This window comes from Prauserella cavernicola (assembly GCF_016595675.1).
Classification (GTDB): Bacteria; Actinomycetota; Actinomycetes; order Mycobacteriales; family Pseudonocardiaceae; genus Prauserella_A; species Prauserella_A cavernicola.
Map to the genome: position 1 here is coordinate 289,893 of NZ_JAENJH010000001.1, position 12,594 is coordinate 302,486.

Here is a 12,594-nt window from a genome sequence, read left to right on the forward strand (position 1 = left end):
GATGGGAGTGCGTGCGGCGCTGGCCGTGCATCCCGATTCCGGCAAGGGCGCGGCGGCCCGCATCGCGGGTACCGTCGCCGCCCGGCTCCGGGATCACGTCGAGCGGCTCGACCTGGTGGCCGCCAACACGGTGGAGCAGTCCCGGCTGCTGATGGACCGCTCCCACTCCGACGGGCTCGACGCGCTCGTCGTGCTCGGCGGTGACGGCGCCGCCCATCAGGCGGTGCAATTCTGCGCGCGCACGGGCGTCGCGCTCGGGCTGGTGCCGTGTGGCACCGGCAACGACCTCGCCCGGGCGCTCGGCGTGCCCACCGACCCGATCGACGCCGTGGACGCGGTCGCCGCGGCGTTACGGGAGGGACGGCGCCGGCGGCTCGACCTGGGCACGGTGGGCGACACCTGGTTCGCCACCGTGCTGTGCGCCGGGTTCGACGCCGCCGTCAACGAGCGAGCGAACCGGATGCGCTGGCCCCGGGGACCGCGGCGCTATGACCTGGCCATCCTCGCCGAGCTGGCGTCCTTCCGGGCACGCACGCTCGTGGTGGACTCCGACACCGGCCGCGTCGAGCTGCCCGCCGTGCTGGTCGCGGTCGGCAACACCCGCTACTACGGCGGCGGCGTGCCGATCTGTCCCGAGGCGGATCCAGAGGACGGTCTGTTCGACGTCACCGTCGTCGGCGAGGCGACGCGCCGGGAACTGGTGCGGATGCTGCCGAGCCTGCGCACGGGCGCGCACCTGGACCATCCCGCGGTCACGACGCTGCGCGCCCGGAGGCTGACGCTGTCGGGCGGCGACTGGCCCGTCTACGCCGACGGCGAGTCGCTGGGGCGCCTGCCCGTGTCGGTCAGCTGCGTCCCCCGGGCACTCGCTGTTCTCGGCTGAGCGCCGACCAGCGCAGCCGCTCGCGCTGCGCCTTCGGCAGTCCGGCCACCACGAGGTCGTAGGAGTCCTCGATCATGTCGAGGACGAGCTGGCGGGGCACCGACCCGTCGAGCACCACCGTGTTCCAGTGCCGCTTGTTGAGGTGATAGCCGCCGGTGATCGCCGGGTGCTGACCGCGCAGCTGGACGGCCAGTTCGGGCTCGCACTTCAGGCTCACCCGCAGCGGGCTCGCGTCGAGCCTGCTGAGCGCGAAGATCTTGCCCGCGACCTTGAACACGCTGTTCGACTCGTCGAAGGGGAACTCCTCGCTGGCGCCGGTGAACCCGAGACACGTCGCCTTCAGTTCCTGGGGAGTCACCCGTCCAGCCTAGAAGCTTCCGGCGCCCGGCCGGGAACGAGCGCCACCGGACGCGCCGAGATCACCCACCGCATGCGCGGGGGCCCGGCGATATGGAACCCTGACGCCGTGGACGCCTCCACTTCCCCCAGTCCCGCCGAGGCCTACGTGGCCGCCCGCCGGCGCGGCAAGTACCCGCACCTGGCCGACTTCGCGGCCGCGCTCTCCTTCGAGTTCGACGACTTCCAGCTCCGCGGCTGCGAGGCGCTCGAGGACGGGCACGGTGTGCTCGTGTGCGCGCCCACGGGCGCGGGCAAGACCGTCGTCGGCGAGTTCGCCGTGCACCTCGCGCTGGCCGAAGGCCGCAAGTGCTTCTACACCACGCCGATCAAGGCGTTGTCGAACCAGAAGTACGCCGACCTCGTCGCCCGCTACGGGCCAGAGCAGGTCGGGCTGCTCACCGGGGACACCGCCATCAACGGCAACGCGCAGGTGGTGGTGATGACCACCGAGGTCCTGCGCAACATGCTCTACGCGGGCTCCTCCACGGTGAACGACCTCGGCTACGTGGTGATGGACGAGATCCACTACCTCGCCGACCGGTTCCGCGGCGCGGTGTGGGAGGAGGTGATCCTGCACCTGCCGGAGTACGTGCGGGTGGTCGGGCTGTCCGCGACCGTCAGCAACGCCGAGGAGTTCGGCGAGTGGCTCATCGAGGTCAGGGGCGACACGACGGTCGTGGTGGACGAGCACCGGCCCGTGCCGCTGTGGCAGCACATGCTGGTGGGCAACCGCCTGCAGGACCTCTTCGTCGGCGAGGAGCCGGGCGGTGACGAGGCCAAGATCAACCCGCAGCTGCTGCGCCGTGTCGAGGACGTCGCCAGGATGCACGCCCCGGCCGGGCTGCGCGGGGGCCGCGGGCGCAGGGGAGCACCGCCGCGTGGGCCGCGCTTCCGGCCGCCGTCGCGCGTCGACGTGGTGGAACGCCTCGACCGCGAGGGGCTGCTGCCCGCGATCGTGTTCATCTTCTCCCGCGCGGGGTGCGACGCCGCGGTGGGCCAGTGCCTGCATTCGGGGCTGCGGCTCAACACGCCCGAGGAGATCGCCGAGGTCCGCCGGATCGTCGACGAGCGCACCAGCGACCTGCCCGAGTCCGACCTCGGCGTGCTCGGCTACTGGGAGTGGCGCGAAGGCCTCGAACAGGGCATCGCCGCCCACCACGCCGGACTGCTGCCGGCGTTCAAGGAGACCGTCGAGGAGCTGTTCGTCCGCGGCCTCGTGAAGGTCGTGTTCGCCACCGAGACGCTCGCGCTCGGCATCAACATGCCCGCCCGCACCGTGATGCTCGAACGGCTCGTCAAGTACAACGGCGAGGCCCACGTCGACCTGACACCCGGCGAGTACACCCAGCTCACCGGGCGCGCGGGCAGGCGCGGCATCGACATCGAGGGCCATGCCGTGGTGCTGTGGCAGCCGGGTGTGGACCCGCGCCAGGTCGCCGGTCTGGCGTCCACGCGCACCTACCCGCTGCGCTCGTCGTTCCGGCCCGGCTACAACATGGCGATCAACCTCGTCGGCCAGTTCGGGGCCGAACAGGCGCGCGAGCTGCTCGAGCAGTCCTTCGCGCAGTTCCAGGCCGACCGTTCCGTCGTCGGGCTCGCCAAGCGCATCGAGCGCAACAAGGAGGCGCTGGAGGGCTACGCCGAGGCCGCGAACGGCGACTTCGACGAGATGCTGTCCTACGTCGAGCTGCGCAAGCAGATCTCCGACCGCGAGAAGCTGCTGGCGAAGCAGAACTCGGCCACCCGCCGTACCGAGACCGCGCAGTCGCTGGAGAAGCTGCGCAAGGGCGACGTGATCTCGGTGCCGCAGGGCCGCCGGGCCGGGCTGGCCGTGGTGGTCGACCCCGGGGTCGACCCGCTGCACGAGCCACGGCCCGTCGTGGTGACGGAGGACCGCTGGTCGGGTCCGCTGTCGGTGTCGGACTTCCCGGCCCCGGTCGAGCCGCTGGGCCGGTTGCGGCTGCCCAAGCACGTCGAGCTGCGCTCGCCGAAGACCCGCCGCGACATCGCGTCCTCGCTGCGCAACACCGGGATCATGCGGCCATCGCGCGAGCGGCGGCGCTCCGGCGCCAACGACGACGGAGAGCTGGCAGCCCTCCGGCGGGCCCAGCGCGCGCACCCGGTGCACGGGCTCGCCGACCGCGAGGCCCGGCTGCGCTGGGTCGACCGCTACCAGCGGCTCGCCGCCGAGACCGCCCAGGTGGAACGCAAGGTCGCCGCCACCACCCACTCGCTGGCCAGGGCGTTCGACCGGATCCGCGCGCTGCTCACCGAACGCGGCTACCTCGCGGAGAGCGGCGAGGACGTGACCGACCACGGGCGGCTGCTCGGCAGGCTCTACAGCGAGTCGGACCTGCTCGCCGCCGAGTGCCTGCGCCAGGGCGTCTGGAACGGCCTGACGCCGCCGGAGCTCGCCGCGGTGGTCTCGGCGCTGGTGTACGAGGCGCGCCGCGACGCCGCCGCCGAACCTCGCCTGCCGACCGGGGCGGTGCCCGCGGCGTGGCAGGAGACCGTGAAGGTGTGGACCGACGTGGTCGAGGACGAGCGGCGCCACCGGCTCGACCGCACCAGGGAGTCCGACGCCGGATTCGCGTGGCCGGTGTATCGCTGGGCGCGCGGCGAGTCGCTCGAGAAGGTGCTCACCGCGGCCGAGGCCAACGGCCAGGAGCTCTCCGCGGGCGACTTCGTGCGGTGGTCACGCCAGGTCATCGACCTGCTCGACCAGCTCAAGACCGTGCTGGGCAAGGATCATCACGTCGGCGCGACGGCGGCCAAGGCGGTGCGATCGCTGCGCCGCGGCGTGGTCGCCGCGGGCGAGGTCTGATACCGATCTGGATCTTCCGCGTGCCCTTCACGTGTGCGCGACGGCATGCTGTGGTTGGATCGCGCTCGACCCGGTGGCACAACGTTCGAGGCGGACTGGCGGAGGCGACACGATGAGCACCCCGTACGGAGGCAACGACCCTCAGCAGTGGGGGCAGCAACCGCCTTCGGGCACCCCGTCCGGTGGCTTCCCCAGCCAGGGCGGTTACGGACAGCAGCCGCAGTACGGGCAACAGCCCGGGTACGGCCAGCAACCCCAGTACGGGCAACAGCCCGGCTATGGCCAGCAACCCGGCCAGCAACCCGGCCAGCAACCCCAGTACGGCCAGCAGCCCGGTTACGGCCAGCCTCAGCAGCCCCAGTACGGGCAGCAGCCGGGCTACGGCCAGCCTCAGCAGCAGCCCGGCTTCGACCCGGCGCAGTACGGCCAGCAGCCACCGCAACAGCCTCATCAGCCTCAGCAGCCGTACGGCCAGCAGCCGCCGTACGGGCAGCAGCCTGGCCAGTTCGATTACGGCCAGCAGCAGCCCGGGTTCGGTGCCCCGCCTCCGGAGAAGAAGTCCGGTGGCAAGGGCCTGTGGATCGGCGTCGGCGCGCTCGTCGTGGTGATCGCCGCCGCCGCGGTGGTGCTGTTCTGGGTCCCGGGCATCCTCGTGTCGAAGGTGTTCGACAACGAGACGATGCAGAACGACATCCAGCGCGTGCTGACCGACAGCTACGGCGAGGAGAACGTCGAGGGCGTCAGCTGTCCGACCGACCAGGCGGTCGAGGTCGGCAGCACGTTCCAGTGCGACGTGACCGCGGGCGGCGAGCAGCAGGCCGTGACGATCACGGTCAAGAGCGAGGACGGGCACTACGAGGTCGGCGGTCTCGAACCGAAGCAGTAATCCGGTGGCGGAGCCGGTCCGGGGTGGACGAGCATCGCACCCATGACCGATCACCACACGAGACTGCTGCGCGAGGACGAACTGCGCGCCGCCAACACGCTGTTCCGGGCGGCACTGCACGTCAAGCCCGTCGAGGACGAGGAGTGGGCGCGCACGGCGCCCGGCTACCAGCCCGAGCGCACCGTCGGGGTGTTCGACGACGCCCTCATCGGTACGGCGCGGTCCACGGACGCCGAGCTGACGGTGCCCGGGGGCGCGACGTTGTCCTCGGCGGCGGTCACCGGGGTCGGGGTGCGGGCCGACCGCACCCGGCGCGGTGTGCTGACCGAGCTCATGCGCGCCCAGTTCGCGGACTTCGAGCGGCGTGGTGTGGTCGCGGCGACCCTGTGGGCCTCGGAAGGTCCGATCTACGGCCGGTTCGGCTACGGCCTGGCGACGCACTGGCGCTCGTGCACGGTCGACCGCAGGCGCGCCGTGCTGCGCGCCGACGTGCCCGCGGGCGGCGAGGTGCGGTTGATCGACGCCGACGAGGCGCGTGAGCAACTGCCCGGCATCAACGCGGGCACCCTCGTCCGGGCCGGGATGATGACACGCGCCCCGTACTGGTGGGCCTGGCACGATCGCGGGCTGCGCAAGGGCGAGGACCCGGTGACCGTCGCCGTGCACCACGGAGAGCGCGGGCCCGATGGTTACGTCGTGTACCGGGTGAGCCGCACCGCGGGCGGGTCCGGCGTGCTCTCGCTCGAGGAGATGCACTACGCCAACGCCGGGGCGTTCGCGGGGCTCTGGCGGTTCCTGCTCGGTGTGGACCTGGTGGACGAGATCGCGACGGGCTGCCGTCCGGTGGATGAGGCCGTCGAGGTGCTGTTCACCGACCCGCGCGTGTGCCGCGTGACCGGGGGAGCGGACGAGACCTGGCTGCGGCTGCTGGACGTGCCCGCGGCGCTCGCCGCGCGGCGGTGGCGGGGCGAGCCGCTGGTGGCCGAGGTGACCGACCCGGTGCTGGAGCGCAACTCGGGCCGGTACCGGCTGGGCACCGGGGGTGCCGAACGGACCGACGAGCCCGCGGGCATGCAGCTGGGCGTGGACGCGCTCGCGATGATCTACCTGGGCGGCTGGCGTCCGTCGGCCCTCGGCGATGTCGGCCGCATCCGGTTCACCGGCGCGACGGCGGCCGCCGCCGCGGACGACCTGTTCGGTGCGCACGTCGCGCCCTGGTGCGGTACGTTCTTCTGACCTGTGAACGATCAACTTCCCCGGGGTGTCCGACTGTGCGGGTACGCGCTGTCCTGTTGGTGCTGATGGCGGGTGCCGTGCTGTTGCTCGGCGCGTGCGAGGGCGGCGGGCAGGATCCCGCCGAGGCTCCCGAGTCCTCGGAGTCGGCGGAGTCGGGTCCGTCGTCGGCCCCGGGCGGGTCGGCGGCCGAGCCGAGCGAGGGCACCGCGACGTCCGCACCGAGCACCACGACCAGCCTGGCGCCGGTGTCGAAGGTGTTCGACCCCGGCGCCATGCAGGCCTCGGTTCAGCGCATCCTCACCGAGAGCTACCGCGTCGAGGGCCTGGAGGGCGTCACGTGCCCGCCGGACCAGCCGGTCGAGGTCGGGCTGACGTTCGACTGCACGGTGCAGATCGCCGGCGAGCAGAAGCGCGTGCGGATCACCGTTAAGAGCGAGGACGACGAGTACGAGGTCGGCTACCCGGAGTGAGCCCGCCGGGTCACGCCTCGCGCGACTCCAGCGCGTCCAGCAGGCGCTTGACCGAGTTGCCGAGGTTCCACCGCTGCGCGAGCTCGGCGACGCGATCCGGGTCGGCGGGCTCCGCGGGGATCCGGTCGTCGCGCGAGAGCACCACCGGCGCGTCCGGCGCCACGCGCACCACGGTCGGTGCCACCGCCAGGTAGTCGGCGGCCTCGTTGAGCCGGGTCCGTGTCTTCACCGGCAGGTCGGGACTCTCCCTGCGCGCGGCCTCCACCAGCGCACCGAGCGAGCCGAACTGGGTGATCAGCTTGGCGGCGGTCTTCTCGCCGATGCCCGCGACGCCGGGCAGCCCGTCGGACGGATCGCCCCGCAGCATGGACATGTCCGCGTAGGCCGGGCCCGCCTGCTCGGCCGGGACGCCGTAGCGGGCGCCGATCTCGGCGGGGCCCAGCACCTCGGCCTTGGCCCAGCCCTTGCCGACGTAGATCACCGAGGCCGGGGTGGGTTCGGTGCGTACCAGCTGGAAGAGGTCGCGGTCGCCCGTGATCACCTCGACGGGATCGGTCTCCTCGGTGGCGGTCAGCGTGCCGATCACGTCGTCGGCCTCGAAGCCTGTCGCCTCACCGGTCGCGAGGCCCACCGCCTCCAGCAGGTCGAGGATGATCGGGACCTGGGGCGTGAGCGTGTCGGGCACCTCCTCGACGTCGGCGCCCTGCGGGGTGGCCTCGGCGACGCGGTGCGCCTTGTAGCTCGGCAGCGCGTCCACCCGGAACTGCGGCCGCCAGTCGGCGTCGAGGCAGGCCACCAGCCGCGAGGGGCGCCGGTCCACGATGATCCGCGCGACCGTGTCGGTGAAGCCGCGCACGGCGTTGACCGGCGTGCCGTCGGGCGCGGTCATGGAGTCCGGAAGCGCGAAGAACGAACGGAAGTAGAGGCTCGCCGCGTCGAGCAGCGCCACAGGTGCGGTCGTCACCAGCACAGCGTGCCATGCTCGGGTGATGGCGCTCGTCGAGAACCCGTTCTTCGCGAGACTGTTCATCCGGATCGGCGCCCGCAACGAGGCCCGTGGCCAGGCGGCGTTGCGGGCCGAGCTGCTCGCCGGGCTGCGCGGGCACGTGGTGGAGCCCGGTCCCGGCACCGGCCTGAACTTCGGTCACTACCCGGCCTCGGTCGAGCGCGTGAGCGCCGTGGAGCCGGAGCCGACGTTGCGCGAGCGGGCGCGGGCCGCCGCCGAGCGTGCGCCGGTGCCCATCGACGTGGTGGACGGGCTCGCCGACCGCCTGCCGCTGGCCGACGGTGAGGCCGACGCCGTCGTGGTGACCGGGGTGCTGTGCTCGGTCGCCGACCCGCCGGCGGTGCTCGCCGAGTTCCGCCGGGTGCTGCGGCCGGGCGGTGAACTGCGGTTCTACGAGCACGTCCGCGCGGGCGGAGCGCGCGGGCGCTGGCAGGACGCCGCCGACCTGGTGTGGCCGAGCCTGATGGGTGGCTGCCACCCCAACCGCGACACCCTGGGCGCGGTGCGCCGCGCGGGCTTCGAGGTCGTCCGGCTCCGCGAGCTGATCTTTCCGCCCGGGGCGACGGTCTCGGTCGTGGCGTCGCGGATCCTCGGCGTGGCGCGGCCCGGACTCCCCGGCCGGTGACGGCGGGGACGACTAGGCTCAGCGCCATGTCGCGCCGATCTCCGCACCTCGCCGTCCCCGATGTCGCCAGCCTCCGCGCCCGCCTCGAGAAGGCCCGTGGCGCGGCCGCCGACGCGAACACCGACGCGCTGCTCATCGCGCCAGGGTCCGATCTGCGCTACCTGATCGGCGAGGCGGGCGGCTCGTTCGAACGGCTCACGACACTGGTGGTGCCCGCGGGCGACGCCGCACCCGCGCTGGTGGTGCCGAAGCTGGAGGCGCCCGGCTACGCGGGCGTGCCGCTCGACGACCTCGGCGTGGAGCTGGTGACCTGGGTCGACGGCGACGACCCGTACGGCCTCGTCGCGGGCAGGCTCGGCTCGCCGGGCCGGGTCGCCGTGAGTGACGCGATGGCCGCCCTGCACGTGCTCGCGCTGCGCGCGGCCGTCGCGGGTGCCGAGCAGACGCTGGCCGGACCGGTGCTGCGGGAGCTGCGGATGCGCAAGGACGCCGCGGAGATCGCCGCACTGCGCAAGGCGGGGCAGGCGATCGACCGCGTGCACGCGCGCATGGGGGAGTGGCTGGTTCCCGGCCGCACCGAGGCCGAGGTCGGCGCCGACATCACCGCCGCGATCGTCGAGGAGGGCCACCTCGCGGCCGACTTCGTGATCGTCGGTTCCGGCCCCAACGGCGCGAGCCCGCACCACGACGTGTCCGACCGCGTCATCGAGCGCGGCGACATCGTGGTGATCGACATCGGCGGCCCGATCGCCGAGGGCTACAACTCCGACTCCACGCGCACCTACGCGGTCGGCGAGCCGCGCGACGCCGACGTGGCGGGCACCTACGCGGTGCTGCAGCGCGCGCAGGCGGCGGCCGTCGAGGCAGTGCGGCCCGGTGCCACGGCCGAGCAGATCGACGCGGCCGCGCGCGAGATCATCACCGAGGCGGGGTTCGGCGCCGAGTTCATCCACCGCACCGGCCACGGCATCGGCCTCGACGTGCACGAGGAGCCCTACATCGTCGGCGGCAACAGCCTGCCACTGGAAGCCGGGATGGCCTTCAGTGTCGAGCCCGGCATCTACCAGGCGGGCCGCTGGGGAGCGCGCATCGAGGACATCGTGGTGGTCACCGCCGACGGCGTGGAGGCGCTGAACAACCGGCCGCACGAGCTGGTCGTCCTCGGCTCATGACCGGACCCGTCCTCGAACCGCTGGACCAGGCGATCGTCAGGGAACTCTCCGCCGATGGCAGGCGCAGTTTCACCGACCTCGCCGAGCGGGTCGGGCTGTCGGTGTCGGCGGTGCACCAGCGGGTCCGCAGGCTCGAGCAGCGCGGTGTCATCCGCGGCTACACGACGAGGCTGGACGGCGAGCAGATCGGGCTGCCGCTGACGGCACTGATCTCGCTCACGCCCAACGACCCGGCGGCGCCGGACGACTACCCGCAGCGCCTGGAGCACATCACCGAGATCGAGTCCTGCTACTCGGTGGCCGGCGACGAGTCCTACATCCTGCTCGTGCGGGTGGCCTCGCCGCTGGCACTGGAGGAGCTGCTGCGCAAGATCCGCGAGTCGGCGAAGGTCTCCACGCGCACCACGGTGGTGCTCTCGACGCCGTTCGAGGGCCGTTCGCCCACGTTGTAGCGGCGCTGGCCCTGTCCGTCGGGCGTGCGGCGGAGTACGGTAAAAGGTATGGCAACACGTAAGGTCACTCTCTCGCTCGACGCCGGTGCGCTCGAGTTCGCCGAGCGCGCCGCCAAGGCACACGGCATCTCGGTGTCGTCGTGGTTGTCGAAGGCCGCCCGCAGGGAAGCCGTCCGCACCGGCTACCACCCGCAGTCCACCGCGCTGTCCGAGTCCACGGCCGCGACGGACGAGAAGGAGCTCTCCGCCGCGCTGGAGGACCTGCGTGCGGAGGGGTGAGGTCTGGACTTATCACCCACCCACGCAACCAGCGCGTCCGCGCGCGGTCCTGCTGCTGTCCTCGGACGGTGTGAACGAGTCGGAGCGGCCGTGGCTGCTGGGCACCGAACTGCTGGAAGAGGACCCCGCCGACATCCTCGGCGTGGCGGTCGACGGCAGGTTCTGGGTGTCGACGCTGTACCTGACCCGGATCTACCGGCCCTGGCTCGATCGGCGCATCGCCGCGATCGACGAGGAGATCCAGGAGCAGATCGACAGCGCGCTCAGGGCCGCCCTCGACCTCTAGCCGTGCGAGCGACCGTCCTAGACTGACGGCGATGGCCGCCTCCTCCGCCGACTTCCGCACGCGCCTGCGAGCCGACTGCTCCAGCTGTTATGGGCTCTGCTGCGTCGTGCCCGCGTTCTCGAGGTCGTCGGACTTCGCGATCGACAAGCCCGCGCGCACCCCGTGTCACAACCTGCTCGCCGACTTCGGCTGCGGCATCCACGAGCACCTGCGCGAACGCGGTTTCGCGGGCTGCACCGTCTACGACTGCTTCGGCGCGGGCCAGCACACCTCCCAGGTGACCTTCGAGGGCAGGGACTGGCGCACCGACCCCGGCAGCGCCGAGCGGATGTTCTCCGTCTTCCCGGTGCTGCGCGAACTGCACGAGCTGCTCTACTACGTCCACGAGGCGCTGACCCTGCCCGCCGCCGCACCGGTGCACGACGCGCTCGCCGTCGCGCGCGACGAGACCGAGCGGCTCACGCTGCTGGGGCCGGACGAGCTCGCGGATCTCGACGCGCGCGAGCACTGGCAGCGCGTCAACTCCGTGCTGCAGCGGGCCAGCGAGCTGGCGCGCGCTCCGGTGCGGCGCCCCGCCGAGCTGCGCGGTGCCGACCTGGTGGGCCGCGACTTCCGCAAGGCCGACCTGCGCGGCGCGAACCTGCGCGGCGCCGTCCTGATCGGTGCTGACCTGCGGGGCGCGGACCTGCGGCTGGCCGACGTCGTCGGCGCGGACACCCGGGGTGCGGACCTGCGCGGCGCCGACCTCGGCACGAGCCTGTTCCTCGTCCAGTCCCAGCTGGACGCGGCGAGGGGCGACGGCACCACGACGCTGCCCCCGACGCTCACGGCGCCCGCGCACTGGTCCGCGTGAGCGCTCAGAGCTCGGCGAGCCTGCGACGCAGCAGCGCGCGCTCGGTGTCGTTGGCGGTGTACTCGGCCGCGGTCTCGTAGGCGGCCGCCGCCTCGGCCATGCGGCCCAGCCTGCGCAGCAGATCGGCCCTGATGGCGTGGAACAGGTGGTAGCGCGGCAGGTCGAGTTCGTCGACCTGCTCCAGCGCGACGGCGGGACCGTCCACTTCGGCCACCGCGACCGCCCGGTTCAGCGCCACCACCGGGGTCGGCGAGAGGGCGAGCAGCTGGTCGTAGAGCAGCACGATCTGCCGCCAGTCGGTCGCCTCCGCCGTCGGCGCGTCGCTGTGCACGGCGTTGATCGCGGCCTGGAGCTGATACGGACCGGGCCGGTCGCGGCGCAGACACCGCCGCACCAGTGACTGTCCCTCGGCGATGAGCGCGCGGTCCCAGCGGCCGCGGTCCTGTTCGGCCAGCAGCACCAGCTCGCCGTTCGGGCCGAGGCGCGCGGGGCGCCGCGACTCGCCCAAGAGCATCAACGCCAGCAGTCCCAGCACTTCCGGCTCGTCGGGCATCAGCCGCGCGAGCAGCCTGCCGAGCCGGATCGCCTCGGCGCACAGGTCCTCGCGCACCAGCCGCTCGCCCTCGCTCGCCGTGTGTCCCTCGGTGAAGACGAGGTAGACGACGGCGAGCACCCCGGAGAGTCGCTCGGGCAGGTCTGCCTCGGCGGGTACGCGGTAGGGGATCCGGGCGTCGCGGATCTTGGCCTTCGCCCGCACGATCCGTTGCGCCATCGTGGGTTCGGGCACGAGGAACGCCCGCGCGAGCTCGGCGGTGGTGAGCCCGCCGAGCAGGCGCAGCGTCAGTGCGACGCGGGCGCTCATCCCCAGCGCGGGATGGCAGCAGGTGAACAGCAGCCGCAGCCGCTCGTCGCGCACCAGGCCCTCCTCGGGCGGCTCGTCCTGGACGTGCAGCAGCGCCGCCTGCGCGTGCCGGTCCTGTCGCGAGGCCTCGCGGCGCAGCCGGTCGATCGTGCGGTTGCGGGCCGTGGTGATGAGCCAGCCAGCCGGGGCGGGCGGCACGCCGGTGCCGGGCCAGGTTCGCAGTGCCGCCGCGAACGCGTCCTGGACCGCCTCCTCGGCCACGTCGAGGTCGCCGAAGACGCGGGTCAGGACCGCGACGGCGCGGCCGTACTCCTCGCGAAAGACCCGCTCGACGTCCGCGGCACTCGCCCGCTGCGTCATG

General features: G+C 72.8%; 14 protein-coding genes. 11 read left to right on the forward strand and 3 right to left on the reverse strand.

All coding sequences use genetic code 11. The features are described from left to right. Position 1: 1 nt before the first annotated feature. Entirely contained in the window at positions 2 to 883 is an 882-nt protein-coding gene (locus tag JHE00_RS01370) for a diacylglycerol/lipid kinase family protein (RefSeq protein WP_200313912.1), read from the forward strand. Here JHE00_RS01370 and JHE00_RS01375 read toward each other — a convergent pair. Further along, entirely contained in the window at positions 846 to 1,241 is a 396-nt protein-coding gene (locus JHE00_RS01375; protein ID WP_200313914.1) for an MmcQ/YjbR family DNA-binding protein, read from the reverse strand. The two genes, JHE00_RS01370 and JHE00_RS01375, sit on opposite strands and share 38 nt — an antisense overlap. A gap of 72 nt (positions 1,242 to 1,313) precedes the next feature. Here JHE00_RS01375 and JHE00_RS01380 point away from each other — a divergent pair, with 72 nt between their 5' ends. The 4 genes from JHE00_RS01380 (at position 1,314) to JHE00_RS35470 (ending at position 6,698) form a co-directional block, all read left to right on the forward strand. Then, a complete protein-coding gene (locus JHE00_RS01380; protein ID WP_230422773.1) occupies positions 1,314 to 4,106 on the forward strand; it encodes a DEAD/DEAH box helicase in 2,793 nt (930 codons plus the stop codon). Positions 4,107 to 4,218: 112 nt separating this feature from the next. Next, on the forward strand, positions 4,219 to 4,992 hold the full coding sequence (locus tag JHE00_RS01385) for a DUF4333 domain-containing protein (protein ID WP_200313917.1): 774 nt from the start codon (positions 4,219 to 4,221) through the stop codon (positions 4,990 to 4,992). Positions 4,993 to 5,034: 42 nt separating this feature from the next. Then, positions 5,035 to 6,228 carry a GNAT family N-acetyltransferase gene (locus tag JHE00_RS01390; RefSeq protein ID WP_200313919.1) on the forward strand — a complete coding sequence of 398 codons (1,194 nt, stop codon included), beginning with the start codon at positions 5,035 to 5,037 and terminating at the stop codon, positions 6,226 to 6,228. A gap of 35 nt (positions 6,229 to 6,263) precedes the next feature. After that, positions 6,264 to 6,698: a DUF4333 domain-containing protein gene (locus tag JHE00_RS35470; RefSeq protein ID WP_200313921.1), complete on the forward strand. Its 435-nt coding sequence runs from the start codon at positions 6,264 to 6,266 to the stop codon at positions 6,696 to 6,698. A 10-nt stretch (positions 6,699 to 6,708) separates the two neighbouring features. Here JHE00_RS35470 and JHE00_RS01400 read toward each other — a convergent pair whose 3' ends face one another. Continuing rightward, positions 6,709 to 7,662, reverse strand: coding sequence for a 5'-3' exonuclease (locus JHE00_RS01400; protein ID WP_307831770.1), 954 nt, complete (start codon positions 7,660 to 7,662; stop codon positions 6,709 to 6,711). Between the two features lie 25 nt (positions 7,663 to 7,687). Here JHE00_RS01400 and JHE00_RS01405 point away from each other — a divergent pair, with 25 nt between their 5' ends. Genes JHE00_RS01405 through JHE00_RS01430 form a run of 6 tightly spaced genes read left to right on the forward strand, consistent with a single transcriptional unit; the run spans position 7,688 to position 11,371 of the window. Beyond that, complete coding sequence (locus JHE00_RS01405) at positions 7,688 to 8,329, forward strand: class I SAM-dependent methyltransferase (protein WP_200313925.1); 642 nt, start codon at positions 7,688 to 7,690, stop codon at positions 8,327 to 8,329. 26 nt (positions 8,330 to 8,355) lie between these two features. Further along, positions 8,356 to 9,501, forward strand: coding sequence for a M24 family metallopeptidase (locus tag JHE00_RS01410; protein ID WP_200313927.1), 1,146 nt, complete (start codon positions 8,356 to 8,358; stop codon positions 9,499 to 9,501). Then, the gene (locus JHE00_RS01415; protein ID WP_200313929.1) at positions 9,498 to 9,953 is read left to right on the forward strand and encodes an Lrp/AsnC family transcriptional regulator; all 456 of its coding nucleotides are present in this window, start codon (positions 9,498 to 9,500) and stop codon (positions 9,951 to 9,953) included. The genes JHE00_RS01410 and JHE00_RS01415 overlap by 4 nt, the downstream gene beginning before the upstream one ends. A 48-nt stretch (positions 9,954 to 10,001) precedes the next feature. Next, positions 10,002 to 10,232: a hypothetical protein gene (locus JHE00_RS01420; RefSeq protein ID WP_200313931.1), complete on the forward strand. Its 231-nt coding sequence runs from the start codon at positions 10,002 to 10,004 to the stop codon at positions 10,230 to 10,232. Continuing rightward, positions 10,219 to 10,518, forward strand: coding sequence for a hypothetical protein (locus JHE00_RS01425; protein WP_200313934.1), 300 nt, complete (start codon positions 10,219 to 10,221; stop codon positions 10,516 to 10,518). Before JHE00_RS01420 ends, JHE00_RS01425 begins: the two co-directional genes overlap by 14 nt. A 31-nt stretch (positions 10,519 to 10,549) precedes the next feature. Continuing rightward, complete coding sequence (locus tag JHE00_RS01430; protein ID WP_200313936.1) at positions 10,550 to 11,371, forward strand: pentapeptide repeat-containing protein; 822 nt, start codon at positions 10,550 to 10,552, stop codon at positions 11,369 to 11,371. Between the two features lie 4 nt (positions 11,372 to 11,375). Here JHE00_RS01430 and JHE00_RS01435 read toward each other — a convergent pair whose 3' ends face one another. Beyond that, positions 11,376 to 12,593 (reverse strand): RNA polymerase sigma factor, encoded by a 1,218-nt coding sequence (locus JHE00_RS01435; protein WP_200313938.1) that lies wholly within the window; start codon positions 12,591 to 12,593, stop codon positions 11,376 to 11,378. Between the last annotated feature and the right edge of the window lies 1 nt (position 12,594).

What these genes read in the sequence shown, in the direction of transcription:
- JHE00_RS01420 (WP_200313931.1), top strand. Translation starts at nt 10,002, where the DNA reads ATGGCAACACGTAAGGTCACTCTCTCGCTCGACGCCGGTGCGCTCGAG.
- JHE00_RS01385 (WP_200313917.1), top strand. Translation starts at nt 4,219, where the DNA reads ATGAGCACCCCGTACGGAGGCAACGACCCTCAGCAGTGGGGGCAGCAA.
- JHE00_RS01405 (WP_200313925.1), top strand. Translation starts at nt 7,688, where the DNA reads ATGGCGCTCGTCGAGAACCCGTTCTTCGCGAGACTGTTCATCCGGATC.
- JHE00_RS01430 (WP_200313936.1), top strand. Translation starts at nt 10,550, where the DNA reads ATGGCCGCCTCCTCCGCCGACTTCCGCACGCGCCTGCGAGCCGACTGC.
- JHE00_RS01390 (WP_200313919.1), top strand. Translation starts at nt 5,035, where the DNA reads ATGACCGATCACCACACGAGACTGCTGCGCGAGGACGAACTGCGCGCC.
- JHE00_RS01370 (WP_200313912.1), top strand. Translation starts at nt 2, where the DNA reads ATGGGAGTGCGTGCGGCGCTGGCCGTGCATCCCGATTCCGGCAAGGGC.
- JHE00_RS01415 (WP_200313929.1), top strand. Translation starts at nt 9,498, where the DNA reads ATGACCGGACCCGTCCTCGAACCGCTGGACCAGGCGATCGTCAGGGAA.
- JHE00_RS01435 (WP_200313938.1), bottom strand. Translation starts at nt 12,593, where the DNA reads ATGACGCAGCGGGCGAGTGCCGCGGACGTCGAGCGGGTCTTTCGCGAG.
- JHE00_RS01410 (WP_200313927.1), top strand. Translation starts at nt 8,356, where the DNA reads ATGTCGCGCCGATCTCCGCACCTCGCCGTCCCCGATGTCGCCAGCCTC.
- JHE00_RS01380 (WP_230422773.1), top strand. Translation starts at nt 1,314, where the DNA reads ATGCGCGGGGGCCCGGCGATATGGAACCCTGACGCCGTGGACGCCTCC.